This window comes from Curtobacterium sp. ME26 (genome assembly GCF_903970945.1).
Classification (GTDB): Bacteria; Actinomycetota; Actinomycetes; order Actinomycetales; family Microbacteriaceae; genus Curtobacterium; species Curtobacterium citri.
The window spans coordinates 1-20,268 of the sequence record NZ_CAJCKG010000026.1 but is presented as its reverse complement, the minus strand read 5'-3'; the positions used below and the strand labels follow the sequence as shown (position 1 = coordinate 20,268).

The following is a 20,268-nucleotide window of genomic DNA, read 5'->3' as shown; positions in this document are numbered from 1 at the left end:
CCACGGTCGCATCGCCGTGCAGCCGCCGTGCGCGGATCGCGGTCGGCTCGCCCCCGGGCGCGGTACCGTGCGCGGCATGAGCGCCGACGACCCCGCGATGCCCGTCCTGACCGCGACCGTGCTGCAGTCCCCCGACCCGGTGCGCCTCGCACGGTTCTGGGGTGCGCTCACCGGCTGGGTCGTGCACGAGGACGGGCCGACGTGGCTCCGTGTGCGCCCGGCCGACGGCGGGGTCGGGCTCTCCGTGCAGTACGACGATGCCTACACGGCGCCGACCTGGCCACCGGCCCCCGGCACGCAGGGCATGCAGCTGCACCTCGACCTGCAGGTCGAGGACCTCGGCGCCGCGACCGCCCGTGCGGTCGAGCTCGGTGCGACCGAGGCGGCCTTCCAGCCGCAGGACGACGTCCGCGTGCTGCTCGACCCCGACGGGCACCCGTTCTGCCTGTTCCTGCCCGGCGCCTGAGCGCGGCGGGGGCGCGGCACCGGCGCGAGACTCGGCCAGGCGGACGAGACTCGTGGGCCCTGGGGGCGAAAGTGTCCGTCAGCGCGAGTCTCGGGCTGGGGTGCTCGCGGCCCCGCGTCAGTCCGCGGTGGCCTCGAGCACCACGTCACGCGTCTGCTGCGCCCCGAGGATGCGGAAGTGCCCGCCGACGGGCACCCGTACGTTGGTGGCCCCGGCGAGTTCGCTGCCGCCCGGGATGAGCGTGTCGAACACGCCCCAGACCGAGGTGATCCGTGCGTTCACCGCCAGATCACGCCCGAGCGCGGCGATCACCGGGTCCGCCGCCCGGAAGGCCCGGAGGTGCGGGACGGGTGCGAGCCGCGCGTACACCGACCCGCCGAAGGGCGTCGACACCGCGACCATCCGGTCGATCCGCTCCCCCTCGGGCAGCGTCATCGCGTACTTGCCGATGAGCCCGCCCTTGCTGTGGGCCAGCACGAGGACGTCGCGCAGGTCGTGCTCGTCGAGGTACGCCAGGACCTCGCGCGCCGACTCCGGGACGGGGCGCAGGTTGTGCCGCAGCACGGGCAGCACGTGGACGGGGTGTCCGGCGTCGTGCACGGCGTCCATGAGGGGGCGCATGAAGTGCCAGGTCTCGTAGACCCCGGGCACGACCACGACCGGCTGCCCGGCACCCGACCGGTAGTCGTCGGCGGTCGTCGGGCCGGCGCTGCGGAGCTGCCACCGTGCCGCGTACCACCAGTCGAGGGTCGCCCACCAGGCGCGTCGCAGCAGCGACACCCGGACGGGAGGCCCGTCCCCCGTCGCCGGGACCGCTCCGGTCCCCGGGGTGGTCGCCCCGGTCACCGCGCGTCACCCGTCGTCGCTCCACCGGCGGGCGCACCACCGGTCAGGGCGTCCTCGGTCGTCTGCACCCTGCGGAACTCGTCGACCAGCCGCGCGAACGCGACCGGCTGGCGGTCCTGCACGTGGTGCCCGCCGGGCAGTTCGACGAGGGCGCCCCGGCGCGCCGACGCGGCGAGTGCGGCCGCCCAGTCCCGCCGACCGATGGGGTCGCGGTCGCCACGGACGACGAGCACCGGCTGCACGAGGGCCGGGACGACGTCCTCGGTCCGGTAGCGCAGCATCGGTCCGAGCTGCCGGACGTACTGGCGGAGGCTCCGCATGTAGTCGGTGAGGACGACGGCGTTCATCCGGGCGTCCTCGACGAACCCGTCGCGGGCGAGGTCGAGCGCCTGCTGCACGAGCGTCCGTCGAGCAGGGTCGACGACCGGGCCGACCAGGACGACCGCGGACACGACGTCGGGGTGCCGGCGTGCGGCCTCGACGACGACCTGGGTCCCCATCGACTGCCCGACGAGCACCAGGTCGACGGCTCCGAGCGAGCGGACGGCCCGGACCACGAGGTCGCCGAGCTCCTCGAACGGCACCGTCCGGCCGACCGGCGGGAGCCCGCCGAAGCCGGGCAGGTCGACGGCGACCGTGCGGTGGGTGCGCGCGAGGTGCCGTTGCGTCCGGGCGAAGGACCGGTGCGACATGCCGATGCCGTGCACGAGCACGACCGTCGGTGCCAGCGTGTCGCGCAGACGACCGGCCGGGGCGAGGGTCCGGAGCCGCACGGGCAGCCCCTCGATCTCGATGGTCCTCACCTGTGCGCGCACGCTGCGAACCTACCCGTGGGCCCGCAGCGCGGGATCAGTCTCGACGCCGCGTGCCGCGCGGTCCTATGCTCCGCAGCATGCGCAAGGTGACCTCGGGGCTGTTCGCATCGGTCGACGGTGTGGTGCAGGACCCGTACAAGTACCAGTACGACTCCTTCGACGCCGAGCTCGGGACCGCCATGACGGCGTGGATGGAGCGCACCGAGACGGTCCTGCTCGGCAAGCAGAGCTACCTGGAGTGGTCCGAGTGGTGGCCCCGGCACGAGGACGACCCCTTCGGCCGGTGGATCAACCCGATCGAGAAGCACGTCGCGTCGACGACCCTCGGCGACGACCTGTCGTGGCAGAACGCGCACCGCATCCAGGGCGACGTCGACGACTTCGTGCGCGAGCTCCGCAACGGCGACGGCGGCGACGTCGCGGTCACCGGGAGCGTCACCCTGGTGCGCCACCTGCTCTTCGCCGGGCTGCTCGACGAACTCCAGCTCATGACCCACCCGGCGATCGCCGGTGCCGGACGGCGGCTCTTCGAGCCGACCGACCCGCCCACGCGGCTCCGGCTCGTGCAGAGCGTGGTGACCAGCAAGGGGAACGTCCTGAGCACCTACGCGCCGTTCGCCGGCTGACGGAGGCGAGCCGGGCCTCCAGGCCGACCCGGGAGGACCGCTCCATCGGCAGCGGGACGGGCGGGTGGACCGACGGGGTCCCGGACCGGCGTACCCTTCTGGGTGGCCGTCGACCGCACCACCAGGAGGACACCATGTCCGAGGACACCCGCCCGCACGTCGTCATCGTCGGTGGTGGCTTCGCGGGCATCGCCGCCATGCGTGAGCTCGCCGACGCGCCGGTACGGGTGACGCTCGTCGACCGGCACGTCTACAACATGTTCCAGCCGCTCATGTACCAGGTCGCGACCGGCGGCCTGAACGCCGGCGACGTGACGTACTTCCTGCGGAGCCTGCGCGCCAAGCAGGCCAACGCGGACTTCCGGCACGGGCTCCTCACGGGCATCGACACCGAGCACCGCGTCGCGGAGATGTCCGACGGCGAGCACCTGCACTACGACTGGCTGATCCTCGCCAACGGCGTCAACACGAGCTACTTCGGCACCCCCGGCGCCTACGAGTACGCGTACTCGATGTACTCCCGCTCGCAGGCCCTCCGCATCCGCGACGAGCTGTTCACGCGGCTCGAGCAGGCCGCGGCGAAGCAGGGACCGGACGAGATCCGCGTGGTGATCGTCGGCGGCGGCGCGACCGGCGTCGAGATGGCCGGAGCCCTGGCGGAACTGCGCGACCAGGCGCTCGTGGGCGCCTACCCGGAGATCGAGCGGGGCAACATCTCGATCACGCTCGTGCACCGCAGCGGCGAGCTGCTCAAGCCGTTCGCGCCCCGGCTCCGTCGGTACGCCGCGAAGATCCTCCGGAAGCGCGGGGTCGTCCTCCGGTTGAACACCGGTGTCGCCGAGGTCAAGCCGGACGGTGTCGTGACGGCGTCGGGCGAGTTCATCCCGGCCTCGCAGGTCATCTGGGCGACCGGTGTCGCCGCGCACAAGGAGGTCTCGGGCTGGGGCCTGCCGCAGACGCACGGCGGACGCATCCAGGTGAACGACGACCTCAGCGTCAAGGGCGTCGAGCGCATCTTCTCCGCCGGCGACATCGCCGCGCAGGACGACGCCCTCGCCCAGCTCGCGCAGCCGGCGCTCCAGGGCGGCAAGCACGCCGCACGGCAGGTCGTCCGCCTGCTCGAGGGCAAGCCGACCGAGCACCTGCGGTACTTCGACAAGGGCACGATGGCGACGATCGGCACGAACGCCGCGGTCGCCCAGCTGCGCGGCGGCATCACGATGGTGGGGCCGGTCGCATGGATCGCCTGGGTCGGGGTGCACATCGCGTCGCTCCTCGGCAACGGCAACCGGCTGTCGACCCTGTCCCACTTCTTCGTCCGCTACATGTGGTTCATGCGGAAGCGGTCGATCCCGATCGTCGGCGACGTCCGTCCCGTGCGCCCGAACGGCGACCGCGAACCCGAGCCCTGGCAGATGCAGAAGGCCGAGTAGCGCCCGCGGCGCGGCGCGGCGCGGCGCGGCTCGCCGCGGCGCGCCGCGCCGCGCCGCGCCGAGGCTCGCGCAGACGGACACTTTCGCGACCATCGGGCCGCGAAAGTGTCCGCCGGGCCGAGCCTCGGCGCCGCCGGCACGCCGGCACGCCGCCACGCCGCCACGCCGCCACGCCGTCAGCGACGGGCCACGTGCGCGTACGCCCCGGCGGCGATGTCCTCGAGCAGCGTCGGTCCGGTGGGCTCCCACCCGAGCAGCTCGCAGGTGGCCCCGGAGGTCCCGGCCATCTCCATCGCGAAGAACCCGCCGATGAACCCGAAGTGCTCGGCAGCGTCCGCCGGGTCGATGCTCGCGACCGGCACGCCGAACGCCTCGCCGATCGCGGCCGCGATGTCGCGCGTCGCGATGCCCTGCTCCGCCACCGCGTGCAGCCGGGTGCCGGCCGGCGCCTGCTCGAGCCCGAGCCGGACGAGGCGCGCTGCGTCGGTGACGTGCACGGCCGCCCAGTGGTTCGTGCCCTCGCCGACGTAGCCGGAGACGCCGCGGTCGAGCGCGACGCCGGCCAGGTACGCGATGAACCCGTGATCCCCCACGCCGTGCGTGGTGGGACTGAAGCGCGCCGCGATGCTGCGGACGCCCTGGTCGACGAAGTCGAAGGCACGGTTCTCGCTGCCCCCGCGCGGACTGTCGACGCCGGTGAACGGCGACGCGTCGCCCTCGTCCGCCGGGCGGTCGGGTGCGAGTGCGGCGATGCCCGAGGCGACGACGAGGGGGCGGTCGGTCCCGGCCAGGGCGGTGCCGAGCGTCTCGACCGCCGCGCGCTCGGCGGCGTTCGTCGCGGCCTGGTCCGACCAGTCGTGCTTGTTGGCGAGGTGCAGGACCCCGTCCGACCCGTCGGCCCCGCGGCGGAGGGCGTCGAGGTCGTCGAGGTCGCCCCGGAGGACCGTGACCCCCTTCGCCTCGAGGGCGGCGGCCGAGGCGTCGGACCGGGCGAGACCGGTGACGTCGTGTCCGGCGGCGAGCAGCTCGTCGACGGTGTGGGAGCCGATCCAGCCGGAGGCTCCGGTGACGAACACGTGCATGTGAGTTCCCTTCACAGGTGTCCGCGGCCTGATGTCACGGACTGACATCACCGTAGCACTCCATGTCAGTCACTGTCATCAGTAGACTCCTCTCCATGGTGCGATGGCAACCGGGGACCCGTGAACGACTCCAGGGCACGGCCCTGCAGCTCTTCTCGGAGCACGGCTACGACGAGACGACCGTGGCGGAGATCGCCGCGGCCGCCGACGTCACGGAGCGCACCTTCTTCCGGCACTTCGCCGACAAGCGGGAGGTCCTGTTCGCCGGGCAGGACGACTTCCTCGGCATGTTCAGCGCGCCGGTCGAGGACGCCCCCGCCGGCACGCCGCCCTTCGAGCTGGTCCGGCGCGCCCTCGACGCCGCCGCCGCCTTCTTCCCCGACGACCGCCGGGCGTGGTCGCGGACGCGGCAGCGGGTCATCGACGCCGTCCCCGCGCTCGGCGAGCGGGAGCTCGGCAAGCTCGCGAACCTGAAGGTGCACCTGGGTGCCACCCTGCGGACGCACGGGGTTGCCGAACCGGCCGCCACGATCGCCGCGGAGACGGCGGTGACCGTGTTCCACCTGTCCTTCGCCCGGTGGATCGCGGAGGACGAGGACCGCGACTTCGGGACCATCGTGCACGAGCGCCTGGACGCCCTCGCCGAGGTCGTGCACCCCGGTCGTTGAGCGTCCTCTTACCCGGAGGGAGCACGCTGGTCGTCATCCGTACGAACGATCCTCGCAGGGAGGAACCGTGGCGACGAACACCCTCGCGCCCGAGCACGTCCGCACGACCGGCAGCAGCACGCCGGTCGGACGCGGGTCCGGCGCTGCCCGGACGACACCGCCGCCGCCGCTGACCCGCCGTGCGCCGGCCCTCGACGGCCTGCGCACGATCGCCATCGCGATGGTGATCCTCTACCACCTGCACGTCCCGCAGTTCGAAGGCGGCTTCATCGGCGTCACCGTCTTCTTCGCCCTGTCCGGCTTCCTCATCACGACGCTGCTGCTCGGCGAGCACCGGAGGACCGGCCGTATCCGCCTCGGGTCCTTCTGGCTGAAGCGTCTGCTCCGCCTGTACCCGGCGCTGCTCGCGCTCGTCGCCGTCGGCCTGCTCCTCTGGAACTGGGTCGGCGACTACAAGGGCGCGTCGTTCGGGCCCGGCGAGGCGGCGTTCATCGCCCTCACCTACACGGGCAACCTCTTCCGGTCGTTCTGGGACACCACACAGGGCGTCTTCGCGCACACCTGGTCCCTCTCGATGGAGGAGCAGTTCTACCTGGTCTGGCCGCCCGTCCTCGTGCTGCTGTTCCTGGTCCGGTCGCGTCGGCGCTGGCTGCTCGCCGGCCTCGGCGCGGTGATCGTCGGGTGCTCGGTAGCCGCCGGGCTGGTCTACCGGACGCCGAACAGCGGTGCGACGCCCGACGTCTACTTCTCCCCAGTGCTCGGCGTCGTCCCCCTCGCGACGGGGTGCCTGCTCGCCCTGCTGCTCGACGACGAGCGGATCCGGACGTGGGCCGCGGGTCTCGCCGGCCACGTCGCGACCTGGGCCGGGCTCGCCCTGCTCGTCGGGACGATGCTGTGGATCGGCGACGACTGGGCGCAGCACGCGTGGACCTTCAGCGTCGTCCTGCCCCTCACCGGGGTCGTCTCCGCCGTGCTCATCGCCGGACTCGTCTCGGTGCGCAGCCCGCTCTCGGTCGCGTTCGCGTGGACACCGGTGTCGTGGTTCGGCCGTCGGGTCTCGTACGCCGCGTACCTCTGGCACCCCCTCGTCATCGCGCTGCTCGACCCGTTCGCGGTCGGACCCTGGGGGAAGGTCGGGCTCGTCGGCGCCTCGGTCCTCGTGGCGATCGGTGCCGCCTACGCCGTCGAGGTGCCGGTCGAGAAGGCCCAGCGTCGCTTCCGCGAGGCGCGGCGCCTGGTCGCCGCCGACCGCGCGGCACGCGACTCCGCCACGACCTGACGCGACGGGTCCCGTGGGCGGGTCGCAGATCCGGACCACGACCGGACACCGGACGGGAGGCGCGTGGCGGCCCCGCCCCGCGCCTCCCGTCCGGTGGGCGGCCGGTCTGGTGCGTCTCCTGGGCCGGACGCCGTGACCGTTCCGTAGGCTCGCCTGCGTGACCACGGAACGCGTCGACGTCCTCGTCGTCGGCGGTGGCCCCGTCGGCCTGTTCGCTGCCGCCCTGCTCGCCGCGCGAGGAGTCCGCGTCGCCGTCTGGGAACGGCGCGACGCGCCGCCCGTCGGCTCGCGCGCGATCGGGATCCACCCACCGTCGCTCGACGCCTTCGCAGCGGTCGGACTCGACACCGCGGTGCTCGCCGAGGCCGTGCTCGTCCGGACCGGCGTGGCCCGGAGCCGCGGGCGAACCCTCGGGACGCTGTCGTTCGACCGCGCGTCGGCGACGCACCCGTACGTCGCCACGCTCGACCAGCACCGCACCGAGACGCTCCTGCGCGAGCGGCTCGCGCCGGGCGTCCTGCGGACCGGGACGAGCGTGACCGGCCTGGACCGGCAGCGGACGCACGTCCGCGCCCGGGGCACCGGACCGGGCGGCGAGCCCGTCGCCATCGAGGCCGCGTTCGTCGTCGGCGCCGACGGCGCCCGGAGCGCCGTGCGCGACCTGCTCGGCGTCGGCACGACCGGGCGGGACTACCGCGACCGCTACGTGATGGGCGACTTCGCCGACCCGGAGCCGGCCGACGCCCGCTCGGCGGCGCTCGTCGACGTCGGGCCGGGCGGCGTGGTCGAGTCGTTCCCGCTCCCCCACGGTCGACGGCGGTACGTCGCCCTCGTGCCGGAGGACGTCGCGCCGGCGGCGGCCGGAGGCGCACCGGACCCGCAGACGGCCGCGCGGCTCGCCGCCATCGTCGCGGAGCGGACGGGCGCGACCCCCGACCCCGCGACCTGCACGATGACGAGCGGGTTCCGCGTCCGGCGCCGGGCGGCCACACGGGTCGGCGTCGGCCGCGTGGTGCTCGTCGGCGACGCCGCGCACGAGATCAGCCCCATCGGCGGGCAGGGCATGAACCTCGGGTGGCTCGACGTCGCCGACCTCGCGCCGGTGCTCGCCGACGCGGTCGCCTCGGGGTCCGCCGGGCCCTGGCCGAGCTACGCACGACGGCGCCAACGCGCCGCGCGTCGGGCGGGGCGACAGGCCGAGGCGAACATGGCGCTCGGTCGGCCGACGGGTGCCCTCGGTACCTCCGGGCGGGAGGCACTGCTCCGCGCGGTGCTGGCGCTCCCGACGGCGGAGGGCCTGGCGGGCGTCTACGCCATGCGCTGGGCCTGAGGGCGGTCGGGTCGTTCGGCGCCCGGGTCAGGCGACGAGTCGGGCGCCCGCAACGCCGAGCTCGACGACGAGCACGAGCGAGGACGCGATGACGAGCCGGAACAGCGCCCGGGTGGGCCGCCCGGCGAACACGAGCCGGATGCCGACCACGGCGAGCACGACCACCACCGCGGCCCCGACGACCGCGAGCACCACCCCGGCTCCGCGTGCCGGGTCGTCGCCGACCAGCTGACCGCCGAGCACCAGGGCCGCGGCCACCACGAGCGCCGCGAACGCGAGCGTGCCGGCTCCGCGGAGGCCCAGACGATGTGGGAAGCCCCGCACCCCGGTGGCCGCGTCGTCGAGCAGGTCGGGCAGCACGTTGGTGCAGTGGATCGCGACGCCGAACACCGCGCCCGTGGCGATCGCCCACCACGTCGGCCACGCACCGCCACCGGCCGCCACCGCCACGACCGGCAGCAGACCGAACGCCACGACGAAGGGCGCGACCGACCAGACCGTCCGCTTCAGCCCGGCGTCGTACGCCCACCCCGCGGCCACGAGCACGACGTGCGCGAGCGCGGCGACCGGGCCGAGGAACAGGCTGACGAGGACCGCCACCGCCGCGGTGACGAACGCCGCGGTCCGGACGGTCGACACCGCGACCAGACCGCGAGCGACCGGCTTGTCGCTCCGGCCGACGGCGCGGTCGCGGTCGGCGTCGATCCAGTCGTTCGCCAGGCCGATCGAGAGCTGCCCGGCCACGACGGCGAGCGCGACGACGGCGACGAGCCACCACGGGTGCCCGACGGCGGCGGCGATCACGGCGGCGAGGACGGTCACCGTGACGGTCGGGCCGGGGTGCGACGACGCGAACAGCAGGCGGAGGGTCGAGGGCCGTCGGGTGTCGCTCACACCCGTGAGCGTACGGACGGGCGACTGCGCGGGTGCGACGGCGACGACCCGCGCCGCGTCGGAGACGACGGGGCGCGGGCCGGTGTGCTGCGGTGGTCAGGCCGCGGGGATGAGACCGTTCGGGTTCAGGACGTACTTCGTTGCCGCACCCTTGTCGAACTCCTCGTAGCCGCGCGGGGCCTCGTCGAGCCCGATGGGCTTCGCGTTGACGTTCTTCGCGATGCTCGTGCGGTCGTGCAGGATCGCCATCATGAGCTGCCGGTTGTACTTCATCACCGGGCACTGTCCGGTCGTGAAGGACAGCGACTTCGCCCAACCGGTGCCGAGGCTGAGGGACAGCGCACCCTTCTGGGCGGCCTCGTCGACGCCGCCCGGGTCACCCGTGACGTAGAGCCCGGGGATGCCGAGGGCACCACCGGCCGCCGTCACGTCCATCAGCGAGTTGAGCACCGTCGCCGGGGCCTCGTGGCCCGAGCCGGAGCCGTGGCCCTTCGCCTCGAAGCCGACGGCGTCGATGCCGCAGTCGACCAGCGGCTCGCCGAGGATCTGGTCGATCTGGTCGGCCGGGTCGCCCTTCGTCAGGTCGACGGTCTCGCAGCCGAAGGTCCGGGCCTGCGCGAGCCGGTCGGCGTTCATGTCACCGACGATGACGACGCTCGCGCCGAGCAGCATCGCACCGGTGGCGGCGGCGAGACCGACCGGTCCGGCACCCGCGACGTAGACCGTCGAGCCGACCTCGACGCCGGCGGTCACCGCGCCGTGGAAGCCGGTCGGGAAGATGTCCGACAGCATCGCGAGGTCGAGGATCTTCTCGAGCGCTTGGTCGCGGTCCGGGAACTTCAGCAGGTTCCAGTCGGCGTAGGGCACGAGCACGTACTCGGCCTGGCCGCCGACCCAGCCGCCCATGTCGACGTAGCCGTAGGCGCTGCCCGGGCGGTCCGGGTTGACGTTGAGGCAGATGCCGGTCTTGCGCTCCTTGCAGTTGCGACAGCGACCACAGGCGATGTTGAACGGCACGGAGACGATGTCGCCGACCTTGATGAACTCGACGTCCGACCCGACCTCGACGACCTCGCCGGTGATCTCGTGCCCGAGCACGAGGTCGGTCGGTGCCGTCGTGCGCCCGCGGACCATGTGCTGGTCGCTGCCGCAGATGTTCGTCGCCACGGTGCGCAGGATCGCCCCGTGGTTGACCTTGCGTCCGACGTTCGCCGGGTTGACGCCGGGTCCGTCCTTGAGTTCGAAGGTCGGGTAGTCGGTCTCGATGACCTCGACCTTCCCCGGTCCCTGGTACGCGACTGCGTGGTTGCTCGCCATGTGATCCTCCTCGATCGTCGGCGGCGGTGACACCCGCGGGTGCGGGCGCCGGGTGTGTGCGAGGGGTCGGCCCGTCGGCGGACAGGGGCGCCCACCGACGGGCCGCCCCTCAGAAGGCAGCGGCTCCGGCCTCGGCGACTTCCTGATCCTGCTCGACGGTTCCGGTCGAGACGCCGATCGCGCCGACGACGCGGCCGTCGCGGACGAGGGGGATGCCCCCGGCGAAGACGACGAGCCGACCGCCGTGGGCGTCGCTCAACCCGAACAGGTCACCGGTGGGACGGGTGATGTCGTTCAGGTCCTTCGTCTGCGTCTGGAACGCGATCGACGTGTACGCCTTGTTGATCGCGATGTGGATGCTGCCGATGTTCGCGGTGTCCATGCGCACGTGCGCCTTGAGGTTGCCGCCGGCGTCCACGACGGCGACGTCCTGCGGCTGACCGATCTCCTCGGCCTTCGCGACGGCGGCGTCGATGACGCGCCGGGCGTCGTCGAGGGTGATGCTGTCCTGGATCTTCTCGTTCGCCACGGTGTCGTCTCCGGCGTCAGAAGGTGCGGATCGGGATCTCGGCGGGTGCCGCGAGCAGTTCCTCGACCTCGTCGTCGAGCTTGACGAGGGTGATGGAGGCCCCGGCCATGTCCAGCGAGGTGCAGTACTCGCCGACGTAGCTGCGGACGGGGGTGATCCCCTGGGCCACGAGCTTCTCGTGGGCGATGCCGTAGAGCAGGTAGAGCTCGCAGATCGGGGTCCCGCCGAGGCCGTTCACCATGAGCGCGACCCGGTCGCCGTCCGAGAACGGCAGGTCCGAGACGATCGGGTCGAGGAGGATGTCGACGATCTCGTCGGCGGAGACGATCTTCTGCCGTGCCCGCCCGGGCTCCCCGTGGATGCCGACCCCGACCTCGATCTCGTCGTCGCCGAGCTCGAACAGGGGGGAACCCTTCGCCGGCGGGGTGCAGGCGGTGAGCGCGACACCCATCGTCCGGGTGACGGAGTTCACCTTCTGGCCGATGCGGACGACCTCGTCCAGCTCGGCACCCGCCTCGGACGCGGCTCCGACGGCCTTGATGACGAAGAAGTTGCCCGCGACACCGCGACGACCGATCGTGTACGTGGAGTCCTTCACGGCGACGTCGTCGTCGATGAACAGGGTCTTCACCTTGATGCCCTCGGCGTCGGCGAACTCCTCGGCCATCTCGAACGCCATCTTGTCGCCCGTGTAGTTGTTCACCAGGAGCAGCACGCCCTTCGGGCTGTTCACCCGGCGAGCGGCGGCGACGACGTAGTCGGTGGGCGGTGCGGCGAAGACGTCGCCGGGACAGGCGGCGTCGAGCATGCCCTTCCCGACCACCATGACGTGCGCAGGCTCGTGCCCCGAGCCGGAGCCCTGCACGATCGAGACCTTGTCGTCGCGCGGAGCGTCGGCGCGGGCGATCAGGTTGGCTTCCGGGTCGTAGGTCAGGGTGTCCGGGTTGGCGAGGGCGAGGCCCTTGAGCATCTCCGGGACGAACTGCTTCGGGTCGTTGACGAACTTCTTCACTGCGGTTGCCTCACTTCATCGTGGTGGTCGGGTACTGCGAAGGGTCGTGCGGTGGTGGTGCTCGGGTCCTGCGGGAGGCCGTGCGGTGGCGTCGCTCGTCACCAGTCGTCAGCGACGCGCTCGGCGAGCACGGCCACGGCGACGGCGCCGGGATCGGGCGAGCCGATGCTGCGCTCGCCGGTGTACGAGGCCCGACCACGGCGCGCCTCGAGCGCCGAGGTCGCGTCGGCGGCCTGTCGTGCGACCTCGGCCGCGCGGCGCGCGATCGCCGTGCCGTCCGCACCGGCGGCGGCGTCGGCCTCGATGGCGTCGGTCATCGGCACGATCGCGTCGAGGAGGGTCTTGTCGCCGAGGTCGGCACCGCCGCGCTTCTTGATCCCCTCGACCGCGGCTCGGAGCATCGCGACGACGTCGTCGGCCCCCAGGTCCTCACGGCCCTTCACGACCCCGGCCGCCCGGAGGAACGCGGTCCCCCAGATCGGCCCCGACGTGCCGCCGATCCTGCTGCTCATCGTCATCGCGACCTGCTGGAGGAAGGTGCCGGGATCGGAACGGTCGTAGCCGTCGAACCCCTCGAGCACGTTCTCGAACCCGCGGGCGAGCGAGTACCCGAAGTCGCCGTCGCCGGCCACCGCGTCGAGGTCGCTGAAGTACGTCTCGTTCTCGACGCAGGTGGTGGCGATGAGCCGGACGGTCTGTTCGAGGTGCGTGGTGGCGGCGGTGGTCATCGTGGTCCTCCGGTCGGGTTCGGGAGCTGGGTGAGGGTGTCGAGCGTGACCTGGCCGTCCGGTTCGACGTGGGCCGGATCGGCGATGACGTGGGCGGGGGTGTCGGGCAGGTCGCCGAGTCGATCGACGACGAGCGCGGCCCCGGTGAAGTCCTCGCCGGCGGTGTAGCTGCTGACGGTGACGACGGTGGTCAGGCCGGCGCCCAGCGCTGCACGGAGCCCGTTGGCGCTGTCCTCGACGACGACCACGTCGGCCGGGTCGACGCCGAGCTCGCGGACGGTCAGCTCGTAGACGTCCGGTGCCGGCTTCTTGCGCGGTACGACGTCGCCGGCGAACACGCGGAACCAGGTCGCGGCGTCGTCGCCGACCGCGTGCTCGAGGACGGCGCGGACGGATGCCTCGGCCGAGGTGGACGCCACCGCGAGCAGCCACCCGGCGTCGTGGGCCTCGTGCACGATCCGGGCGATGCCCGGTCGAGCGGGCATCACGCCGTCGCGCACCATCGCCGTGTACCGCCGGGTCTTCTCGGCGTGCCACTCCGCGACGAGCGCGCGCTGTCCGTCGGGATCGGCGGGGAGCCCGGCACGGTCGACGAACTCCGGCGTCAGCAGGGACGCCAGCCGCTCCTTCCCGCCGCCGATGCGCAGCACCTCGGCGTAGTCCTCCTCACTCCACCGGACGGGCAGGTCGAAGTGCGCGAAGGTCGCGTTGAACGCCGGCAGGTGCCCGTCGCGCTCCGTGTCGGCCAGGACCCCGTCGCAGTCGAAGACCAGCGCGCGGGTCACGGCCGACCCGCCGTGCTGTCGTCGGCCTTGCCGTCCGCGCCGAACCACGCGACGTGCTCCGCGATGACGTCGGTGACGGCGGACTCGATCGCGGCGACGAGCTTCGGGGGGTCCCACGAGTCGGTGTCACGGGCGTGCTCCAGGTGGGCGAGCGATGCCCGCATGTACGCGTGCTTCACCGCCGTCGAGATGTTCACCTTCGAGACGCCGGCGTCGATGAACGCCCGGAAGTCCTGCTCGCCGAGACCCGTGCCGCCGTGCAGGACGATCGGGCGGTCGGTCAGTCGCGCGAGCTCGGCCGCGCGCTCGGGGAGCAGGACCGGGTCCGCCTTGTACAGTCCGTGGCTCGTCCCCAACTGGGGCGCCAGGAGGTCGGCACCGGTCTGCTCGGCGACCTCGGCGAGCTGCTCGACCGGGTACGCGTGCCGCGACTCGTCGCTGCCGACCCCGTCCTCGACACCGAGGATGTTCTCGATCTCCGACTCCACGTCGACACCGGCGGCATGGGCGGCCGCCGTGACCTCGCCGGTCTCGCGCACCGCGTCGTCGAGGCCCCGGTCGGAGGCGTCGAACAGGACGCTCGACCACCCGGCGGCGATCACGTCGTCGAGCACCGCCCGGTCGGGACAGTGGTCGAGGTGCAGGGCGACCGGCACGGCGACGTCGCGGGTGAGCGCTCGGAAGAGGTCGGTCGTGAAGGCGGTCCCCGAGCTGCGGACGGTCTTCACGGAGATCTGCACGATCAGCGGAGCGCTCGTGCGGACCGCCGCGGCGACCACCGCCCGCATGCTCAGTTCGTCGAACACGTTCACGGCCGGTACCGCGTACCCGCCGTCCCGTGCGGTCCTGGTCAACGTCCTGGTGGACACGTCCATGCCTGGGTCCTCACTTGCGTCGTTGCGTCGTGGGATGTCGTCTCCGTCGACGACTGCTCGGACTGTACCTGTCTATACCGGACTCGACAAGTATCATGAGCGGCTACCGGATGTGCATCCGCGCAGGGAACGAGGTGGACCGTGCTCGACGAGGTGGACCGCGATTCCGCCGTGCCCATCTACCAGCAGCTCGAGGACATCTTCACCGCGAAGATCACCGGCGGCGAGTGGGCACCGAGCCAGCGGATCCCGTCCGAGAACGAGTTGAACCGGTACTACGGCACCAGCCGGATGACGGTGCGGGGGGTGCTCACCAAGCTCACCACCGACGGCCTGCTCACACGGGTCCCGGGCAAGGGGACGTTCGTCGCGCCGGAGAAGATCAACGCGGTGTCCCCCGCGTACCGCGGCATCCGCGAGCAGCTCGAGGTCCTCGGGTACGACATCAGCACCGACCTCGTGTCGATCGACCGGGGCCCGGCGCCGACCCGCGTGCGCGACCGTCTGGGGCTCGGCCGCGACGACGACGTGTTCGCGATCGTCCGCCTGCGCTCGGTCGACGGCAAGCCGCTGAGCGTGCACCGGTCGTTCGTGCCAGCCACCCTCGCGCCGACGCTCGACACGCTCGACGTGGTCGGCGAGCAGCTCTGCGTGGTCCTCGAGGACGCCTTCGACCTCGCGATGCACGACGTCGCCGAGGGGCTCGAGGCCGTCGCGGTCGCCGACGCGGATGCGACGCTCCTGGGACTGCGCCGCGGCGACCCCGCACTGCAGCTCACCGACGTGATCTCGGACCGCGTCGGCACGACCTTCGAGTACTCGACGATCGTCTTCCGCGGCGACCGGATGCGCCTGCAGTTCGACTACACGCGCCCCTGACCCGACCACTCCGCAGCGCCCGCGAGCGCTACCGGTCCACCTGCTTCGCGTACCAGCGGTCGGAGTACGGCTCGGCGTTGAAGGGTCCGACCCGCCGGTAGCCGAGCCGCTCGTAGAGGGCACACGCCTCGGCGAGCTCCCCGCGGGTGTCGAGACGGACCACCTCGATGCCCAGTTCCGCGCACGCCCGCTCCACGGCCGAGACCAGCTGCCTGCCGACGCCCCGTCCGTGCTTGTCAGGTCGTCGGACGACTCGTCGAGGAGCGCCTGGTCGACCTCGTCCTCCGCCGGTCTCGATCGTCAGCACGGGGCGAGCGTCGTGCTGAGTACCCGGTCCGTGCGGGCGTACCTGGCCGTTCCGGGCGTACCTGGCCGTTCCGGGCGTACCTGGACCCCCGGAGCCGCCAGGTACGCCCGCTTCCGCTTCCCACCGCAGCCGCCATTGGAAGGAAGGAGCACAGGACGGTGCGACGATGGCGGGGTGGACGACCTCACCGAACCGGCACTCGTGCCCGAGCTGCTCGTGCGCGACCTCGACCGCAGCATCGCCTTCTGGTGCGGACTCTGCGACTTCGCCGTGCGGTACGACCGCCCGCAGGAGCGCTTCGCCTACCTCGTGCGGGGAACGGCGCACGTGATGCTCGAGCAGGCCGGGGTCGGTCGCAACTGGCTGACGGGCCCGCTCGACGCCCCGCTGGGCCGCGGCGTGAACTTCCAGGTCGCCGTGCCGGACAGCGCCGCCCTCGCCCGACGGCTCACCGCGGCCGGGGTCCCGCTCTTCATGCAGCCGGAGACGACCTGGTACGGCGTCGGCGACGAGCAGGCGGGCGTCCACCAGTTCCTCGTGCAGGACCCGGACGGCTACCTGCTGCGCTTCCAGTCCTCGATCGGCCGGCGACCCGCCGGATCGGCCTCGACGCCGACACCGTGATCCGCGGCAGCACCTGCGAAGATGCTGCCGTGCGGTGGGGTGACAGCGGACTGGACGCGGCGCAGGTCGCGTTCGTCGAGCGCGTGCTGCCCGGATCCGTGGTCGTGACGGACGACTCGTGGGGTCTGCTCGACACCCGGGTGCTGCACGTCCGGAGCTCCCACGGCGACCACACTGTCAAGGCATGCGGCCCGGACAACACGCACTTCCCCCGCGAACTGCTCGCCCACCGCTCGTGGACCGGCGAGCTGGTCCGGCACGGCGACACCGCTCGGCTGACGCACGCCGACGTCGAGACCCGCGTCCTCGTCATCGACCGCATCCCCGGTCGCCTCGCCCTCGGCAACGACGACGAGACGTCGACGGAGCTCCATCGTCAGGCGGGCAGGATCCTCCGTCGGTTCCACGACCAGGCGGCGATCACCGACCCGGACCACCTGGCCGTCGAGACCGCGAAGGCGCTCCGCCTCCTCGATGCCCCGCACCGGATCGACTCCGCCACGGTCCGACGCGTCCGGTCCCTGCTCCGGTCGGCCGAGCCGCACCCGGTCACGGTGGTACCGACGCACGGCGACTGGCACCCCCGGAACTGGATCGTGCACGAGGACCGCCTGCACGTGATCGACTTCGGGCGCTTCGCCCTCCGCCCGGCCGCGACGGACCTCACTCGGCTCGCCGTCCTGTACTGGGAGCGGGAGCCACGGCTCGAACAGGCGTTCCTCGAGAGCTACGGTGACGATCCGCGCGAGGCGGACGACTGGCGGTGGCTGCAACTGCGGGAGGCGGTGGGGACGACCGTGTGGGCGTTCGCGGTCGGTGACCCGGCGTTCGAGGCGCAGGGCCAGCGGATGCTGCGGGCTGCCCTCAGCGCGTTCTGACGGCCGGGTCCGTCGCGGCGACGGACGGCACGACCCGCCGCCGCCCGCGCAGCACCCCGGACGCCAACGCGATCCCGAGCAGCACCACCAGCCCACCCGCGGGCTCGTTCCACCGCAGCGGCTCCCCGAGCACGAGGACCCCGAGCGCCACCCCGACCACCGGCGTCAGGTAGGTCACGGTCGAGGCGCGCCCCGCGCCCCATGCACCGACCAGGCGCGTGTTCCACGCGTAGGCCAGCCCCGTGCCCACCGCACCGAGCGCCACCATCGCGGCCACGATCCTCCAGTCCAGGTCCACCGGCCCGGTCGCGATGACCGGCGCGACCAGCAGCATGAGCAGCGCCGCCAGGGTGAGCTGCACCGTCGCGACCGTCGTCGGGTCCTGCCCGCTGCCGACGCCGAAGCGCCGGAGCCACGCCAGTCCGATGCCGTAGGACGCGGTCATGCCGAGCAGTGCGACCTGGCCGGGGACGGTGGCGAGCACGGCGGGGTCGCCGACCAGGTCCCACGGACCGACGAGCACGAGGACACCCACGATCCCCAGCGCGACGCCGCCGAGCTGGCGGCGGCTGAGCCGTTCCGACGGCACCAGCACCGCGAGCGCGACGAGCGTCATGATCGGCGTCGTGGCGTTGTAGATGCTCGCCAGGCCCGACGGCACGGTCTGCTCGGCCCACGCCATCAGCGAGGACGGCACGGCGTTGAGGAACACCGCGACGACGAACAGGTGTCCCCAGACCCGCCGCTCGCGCGGCCACCGTCGACGGGTCGCGAGCAGCACCACGACGAGCGTGAAGGCTCCGAGGACCGTGCGGACGGTGGCCACCTGCTGCGGGGCGAGCCCCTCGAGCCCGATCTTCGCGAAGAAGAAGCTCGAACCCCAGGTGAGGGCGACCAGGACGTAGAGGAGGGCGTTCACGAGCGCTAGCATCGACCACCGCCGGCCCATGTGTCGAACGAATGACCCGCATGACCCCATGAAGGAGACGCATGACCCTCTCCGTCCCACAGCTCCGTGCGTTCGTCGCCACGGTGGACGCCGGCTCGTTCACCGGGGCCGCCGCAGCGCTCGGCGTCGGTCAGTCCGCGGTGTCGCACGCCGTCGCGGGGCTGGAGCGCGAGGTCGGCGGGGCCGTCGTCCGGCGCGGCGGCGCGGCGGTCGTCACACCGCTCGGCGAACGCATGCTGGCGCACGCCCGCAGCGTGGTCGCCTCCGTCGACGCCCTGGAGGCCGTGGTGCGGCCCGCCACGGCGCGCGGCACCGTGCGCCTCGCCGCCGTCCCCACGGTCTGCCAGGGCCTGCTGCCGCGGCTCCGCGAGCTGTGGGCGGTGACGCTGCCCGACGTCGACGTGCAGGTCTACGAGGGCGACGACGACGAGATGGCCGAGTGGCTCGAGGCCGGGACCGTGGACGCGGCGGTGCTCGTCGACCCGTCCCCGGTCCCCGACGGCGGCGTCGTGGTGGCCCGCGACGAGATGGGCGCGGTCGTCCGGCGGGACCACCCGCTCGCGGGGACGGCGTCGATGAGCCTGGACGACCTGCACGAGGACGGCCTGGTCGCAGGCGGCGGTGGCTGCGAGCACCAGATCGAGCGGATGCACGAGCTCGCCGGGCAGCCGTTCCGGTGGGCGCACCGGGTCCGGGAGATGAGCACGATGTTCGGCATGATCCAGCGCGGCGAGGGGGTGTCCATCGTGCCGTCGCTCGGGCGCGTGATGCTGCCGGACGACCTCGTCATGCTGCCCGTCGAGCCGCGGTACGTGCGGACGCTGGTGCTCAGCGGACCGGCGTCGCGTCCGTGGCACCCGTTGGCGCAGGCACTGGTCGACGCGGTCTGACGGCCCACCCCCGCTTCTCCGACCTTCGGACGATCCGCGCCGGCCCCGGTGTTCCTAGGCTCGAGGGCATGACGACGACCGTGATCCGTCCGCCCGTGCCCGTCGCGCGCCGCGTCTGGGCCGAGACGTGGCGGCTCGTGGTCGTCGTGCTCGTCGGGCTGTTCCTGTTCGCCACGGTCTGGTCGACGACGGAGGTCGACACGATCAGCGACAGCCGCCTCGGCGCCCATCTGCTCGTCGACTTCGCCGTCGGGGTCGTCGCCGTCGTCCTCGTGCCGTTCCGCCACCGCGCACCGCTCCTCGTCGGCGTGCTCGTCGTCGCCGCCAGCACCGTCTCGACGCTCGCGGTCGGTGCGGCCGCGCTGGCCCTCGTGTCGCTCGTCACCCGTCGTCGGCCGCTGGAGATCGCGGTCGGCAGCGCCGCGCTCGTCGCCGCGTCGACGGCCGGCGAGGACCTGTTCCCCGACCAGGAGCCGACCCCGCTCTGGCAGGTCGCGATCGCGGCCGTCGTGTGCACCGCGCTGCTCGTCGCGATCGGCATCGCCATCGGGCAGCGGCGGGCCCTGCTCGACGGGCTGCGCGAACGTGCCGCCCTGCTCGAGCGGGACCAGCAGCTCCGCGAGGACCGGGCCCGCGAGCAGGAGCGCGCACACCTCGCGCGGGAGATGCACGACGTGCTCGGGCACCGGCTCTCCCTCGTCGCCCTGCACGCCGGGGCGCTCGAGTACCGCGGTCGCTCGCTCTCCCCCGAGGAGACCGTCGAGGCCGCCGGCGTGGTCCGTGCCGAGGCGCACTCCGCGCTGACCGAGCTCCGCGACGTGCTCGGTGTCCTGCGTGACCCGGCCGACGCGACGACGGGCACCGCACCCCCGCAGCCGACGCTGCGGGACCTGCCGGCCCTGCTCGACGAAGCGCGCCGCTCGGGCGCCGACGTCACGGGGACGACGGACCCGGCGAGCGCCGACGCACCGGACGCCGTCGGCCGGCACGCGTACCGGGTCGTGCAGGAGGGCCGGACCACGCAGACGGTCCGGTCGGAGGGACGAGCCCGCGGAC

23 protein-coding genes are annotated in these 20,268 nt (G+C 73.0%); 11 read left to right on the top strand and 12 right to left on the bottom strand.

All coding sequences use genetic code 11. The features are described 5' to 3' along the window. Window positions 1-76 precede the first annotated feature (76 nt). Window positions 77-466 (top strand): VOC family protein, encoded by a 390-nt coding sequence (locus H7A69_RS11365; protein WP_259346190.1) that lies wholly within the window; start codon window positions 77-79, stop codon window positions 464-466. 117 nt (window positions 467-583) lie between these two features. Here the strand turns inward: H7A69_RS11365 and H7A69_RS11360 are convergent, their stop codons facing one another. Together H7A69_RS11360 and H7A69_RS11355 are read right to left on the bottom strand one after the other, a co-directional pair. Then, window positions 584-1,312, bottom strand: a complete 729-nt coding sequence (locus H7A69_RS11360) for an esterase/lipase family protein (RefSeq protein ID WP_259346188.1) — start codon at window positions 1,310-1,312, stop codon at window positions 584-586. Next, window positions 1,309-2,127, bottom strand: coding sequence for an alpha/beta fold hydrolase (locus tag H7A69_RS11355; protein WP_182047110.1), 819 nt, complete (start codon window positions 2,125-2,127; stop codon window positions 1,309-1,311). The genes H7A69_RS11360 and H7A69_RS11355 overlap by 4 nt, the downstream gene beginning before the upstream one ends. 77 nt (window positions 2,128-2,204) lie before the next feature. Between H7A69_RS11355 and H7A69_RS11350 the strand changes: the two genes are divergently transcribed. Next, the gene (locus tag H7A69_RS11350) at window positions 2,205-2,753 is read left to right on the top strand and encodes a dihydrofolate reductase family protein (RefSeq protein WP_182047109.1); all 549 of its coding nucleotides are present in this window, start codon (window positions 2,205-2,207) and stop codon (window positions 2,751-2,753) included. 134 nt (window positions 2,754-2,887) lie between these two features. Further along, the gene (locus H7A69_RS11345; protein ID WP_069713466.1) at window positions 2,888-4,186 is read left to right on the top strand and encodes an NAD(P)/FAD-dependent oxidoreductase; all 1,299 of its coding nucleotides are present in this window, start codon (window positions 2,888-2,890) and stop codon (window positions 4,184-4,186) included. A gap of 176 nt (window positions 4,187-4,362) precedes the next feature. Here H7A69_RS11345 and H7A69_RS11340 read toward each other — a convergent pair whose 3' ends face one another. Then, window positions 4,363-5,268: an SDR family oxidoreductase gene (locus tag H7A69_RS11340; RefSeq protein WP_182047108.1), complete on the bottom strand. Its 906-nt coding sequence runs from the start codon at window positions 5,266-5,268 to the stop codon at window positions 4,363-4,365. A gap of 95 nt (window positions 5,269-5,363) precedes the next feature. On the opposite strand from H7A69_RS11340, the gene H7A69_RS11335 reads away from it, so the two are divergent. The 3 genes from H7A69_RS11335 to H7A69_RS11325 all read left to right on the top strand — a co-directional run bounded on the left by H7A69_RS11335 (window position 5,364) and on the right by H7A69_RS11325 (window position 8,545). Continuing rightward, window positions 5,364-5,936, top strand: a complete 573-nt coding sequence (locus H7A69_RS11335; protein ID WP_182047107.1) for a TetR/AcrR family transcriptional regulator — start codon at window positions 5,364-5,366, stop codon at window positions 5,934-5,936. A 67-nt stretch (window positions 5,937-6,003) separates the two neighbouring features. Further along, window positions 6,004-7,215 carry an acyltransferase family protein gene (locus tag H7A69_RS11330; protein WP_182047106.1) on the top strand — a complete coding sequence of 404 codons (1,212 nt, stop codon included), beginning with the start codon at window positions 6,004-6,006 and terminating at the stop codon, window positions 7,213-7,215. A 157-nt stretch (window positions 7,216-7,372) separates the two neighbouring features. After that, window positions 7,373-8,545: an FAD-dependent oxidoreductase gene (locus H7A69_RS11325; protein ID WP_182047105.1), complete on the top strand. Its 1,173-nt coding sequence runs from the start codon at window positions 7,373-7,375 to the stop codon at window positions 8,543-8,545. A 27-nt stretch (window positions 8,546-8,572) separates the two neighbouring features. On the opposite strand, the gene H7A69_RS11320 is transcribed toward H7A69_RS11325, so the two are convergent. The 7 genes from H7A69_RS11320 to H7A69_RS11290 all read right to left on the bottom strand — a co-directional run bounded on the left by H7A69_RS11320 (window position 8,573) and on the right by H7A69_RS11290 (window position 14,685). Further along, window positions 8,573-9,439, bottom strand: coding sequence for a UbiA family prenyltransferase (locus H7A69_RS11320; protein ID WP_182047104.1), 867 nt, complete (start codon window positions 9,437-9,439; stop codon window positions 8,573-8,575). A 96-nt stretch (window positions 9,440-9,535) separates the two neighbouring features. Beyond that, window positions 9,536-10,756 carry a formaldehyde dehydrogenase, glutathione-independent gene (gene fdhA, locus H7A69_RS11315; RefSeq protein ID WP_182047103.1) on the bottom strand — a complete coding sequence of 407 codons (1,221 nt, stop codon included), beginning with the start codon at window positions 10,754-10,756 and terminating at the stop codon, window positions 9,536-9,538. Between the two features lie 109 nt (window positions 10,757-10,865). Beyond that, a complete protein-coding gene (locus H7A69_RS11310) occupies window positions 10,866-11,285 on the bottom strand; it encodes a GlcG/HbpS family heme-binding protein (RefSeq protein WP_259346187.1) in 420 nt (139 codons plus the stop codon). A gap of 16 nt (window positions 11,286-11,301) precedes the next feature. Continuing rightward, window positions 11,302-12,297: a dihydroxyacetone kinase subunit DhaK gene (gene dhaK, locus H7A69_RS11305; RefSeq protein ID WP_182047102.1), complete on the bottom strand. Its 996-nt coding sequence runs from the start codon at window positions 12,295-12,297 to the stop codon at window positions 11,302-11,304. A gap of 98 nt (window positions 12,298-12,395) precedes the next feature. After that, window positions 12,396-13,025, bottom strand: coding sequence for a dihydroxyacetone kinase subunit DhaL (gene dhaL, locus H7A69_RS11300; RefSeq protein ID WP_182047101.1), 630 nt, complete (start codon window positions 13,023-13,025; stop codon window positions 12,396-12,398). Then, the gene (locus tag H7A69_RS11295; protein ID WP_182047100.1) at window positions 13,022-13,810 is read right to left on the bottom strand and encodes an HAD-IA family hydrolase; all 789 of its coding nucleotides are present in this window, start codon (window positions 13,808-13,810) and stop codon (window positions 13,022-13,024) included. The genes dhaL and H7A69_RS11295 overlap by 4 nt, the downstream gene beginning before the upstream one ends. Then, window positions 13,807-14,685 (bottom strand): class II fructose-bisphosphate aldolase, encoded by an 879-nt coding sequence (locus H7A69_RS11290; protein ID WP_182047099.1) that lies wholly within the window; start codon window positions 14,683-14,685, stop codon window positions 13,807-13,809. The genes H7A69_RS11295 and H7A69_RS11290 overlap by 4 nt, the downstream gene beginning before the upstream one ends. Window positions 14,686-14,826: 141 nt before the next feature. Between H7A69_RS11290 and H7A69_RS11285 the strand changes: the two genes are divergently transcribed. After that, window positions 14,827-15,564: a GntR family transcriptional regulator gene (locus H7A69_RS11285; RefSeq protein WP_182047098.1), complete on the top strand. Its 738-nt coding sequence runs from the start codon at window positions 14,827-14,829 to the stop codon at window positions 15,562-15,564. Between the two features lie 28 nt (window positions 15,565-15,592). On the opposite strand, the gene H7A69_RS11280 is transcribed toward H7A69_RS11285, so the two are convergent. Next, a complete protein-coding gene (locus H7A69_RS11280; protein ID WP_182047097.1) occupies window positions 15,593-15,871 on the bottom strand; it encodes a GNAT family N-acetyltransferase in 279 nt (92 codons plus the stop codon). Between the two features lie 174 nt (window positions 15,872-16,045). Between H7A69_RS11280 and H7A69_RS11275 the strand changes: the two genes are divergently transcribed. Both H7A69_RS11275 and H7A69_RS11270 read left to right on the top strand, forming a co-directional pair. Continuing rightward, a complete protein-coding gene (locus tag H7A69_RS11275) occupies window positions 16,046-16,495 on the top strand; it encodes a bleomycin resistance protein (RefSeq protein ID WP_182047096.1) in 450 nt (149 codons plus the stop codon). Window positions 16,496-16,524: 29 nt separating this feature from the next. Then, complete coding sequence (locus H7A69_RS11270) at window positions 16,525-17,373, top strand: aminoglycoside phosphotransferase family protein (protein ID WP_220456233.1); 849 nt, start codon at window positions 16,525-16,527, stop codon at window positions 17,371-17,373. Here H7A69_RS11270 and H7A69_RS11265 read toward each other — a convergent pair. After that, on the bottom strand, window positions 17,360-18,292 hold the full coding sequence (locus H7A69_RS11265) for a DMT family transporter (RefSeq protein WP_220456232.1): 933 nt from the start codon (window positions 18,290-18,292) through the stop codon (window positions 17,360-17,362). The two genes, H7A69_RS11270 and H7A69_RS11265, sit on opposite strands and share 14 nt — an antisense overlap. A 71-nt stretch (window positions 18,293-18,363) precedes the next feature. Here H7A69_RS11265 and H7A69_RS11260 point away from each other — a divergent pair, with 71 nt between their 5' ends. Together H7A69_RS11260 and H7A69_RS11255 are read left to right on the top strand one after the other, a co-directional pair. After that, window positions 18,364-19,212: a LysR family transcriptional regulator gene (locus tag H7A69_RS11260; RefSeq protein ID WP_182047094.1), complete on the top strand. Its 849-nt coding sequence runs from the start codon at window positions 18,364-18,366 to the stop codon at window positions 19,210-19,212. A 68-nt stretch (window positions 19,213-19,280) separates the two neighbouring features. Continuing rightward, window positions 19,281-20,268: sensor histidine kinase (locus tag H7A69_RS11255; RefSeq protein ID WP_182047093.1), on the top strand; the 988-nt coding region annotated here is incomplete at its 3' end.

Bases quoted from the DNA above. Each gene is read 5' to 3' on its own strand.
- H7A69_RS11365 (WP_259346190.1), top strand. From the start codon at position 77: ATGAGCGCCGACGACCCCGCGATGCCCGTCCTGACCGCGACCGTGCTG.
- H7A69_RS11350 (WP_182047109.1), top strand. From the start codon at position 2,205: ATGCGCAAGGTGACCTCGGGGCTGTTCGCATCGGTCGACGGTGTGGTG.
- H7A69_RS11345 (WP_069713466.1), top strand. From the start codon at position 2,888: ATGTCCGAGGACACCCGCCCGCACGTCGTCATCGTCGGTGGTGGCTTC.
- H7A69_RS11340 (WP_182047108.1), bottom strand. From the start codon at position 5,268: ATGCACGTGTTCGTCACCGGAGCCTCCGGCTGGATCGGCTCCCACACC.
- H7A69_RS11335 (WP_182047107.1), top strand. From the start codon at position 5,364: ATGGTGCGATGGCAACCGGGGACCCGTGAACGACTCCAGGGCACGGCC.
- fdhA (WP_182047103.1), bottom strand. From the start codon at position 10,756: ATGGCGAGCAACCACGCAGTCGCGTACCAGGGACCGGGGAAGGTCGAG.
- dhaL (WP_182047101.1), bottom strand. From the start codon at position 13,025: ATGACCACCGCCGCCACCACGCACCTCGAACAGACCGTCCGGCTCATC.
- H7A69_RS11290 (WP_182047099.1), bottom strand. From the start codon at position 14,685: ATGGACGTGTCCACCAGGACGTTGACCAGGACCGCACGGGACGGCGGG.
- H7A69_RS11260 (WP_182047094.1), top strand. From the start codon at position 18,364: ATGACCCTCTCCGTCCCACAGCTCCGTGCGTTCGTCGCCACGGTGGAC.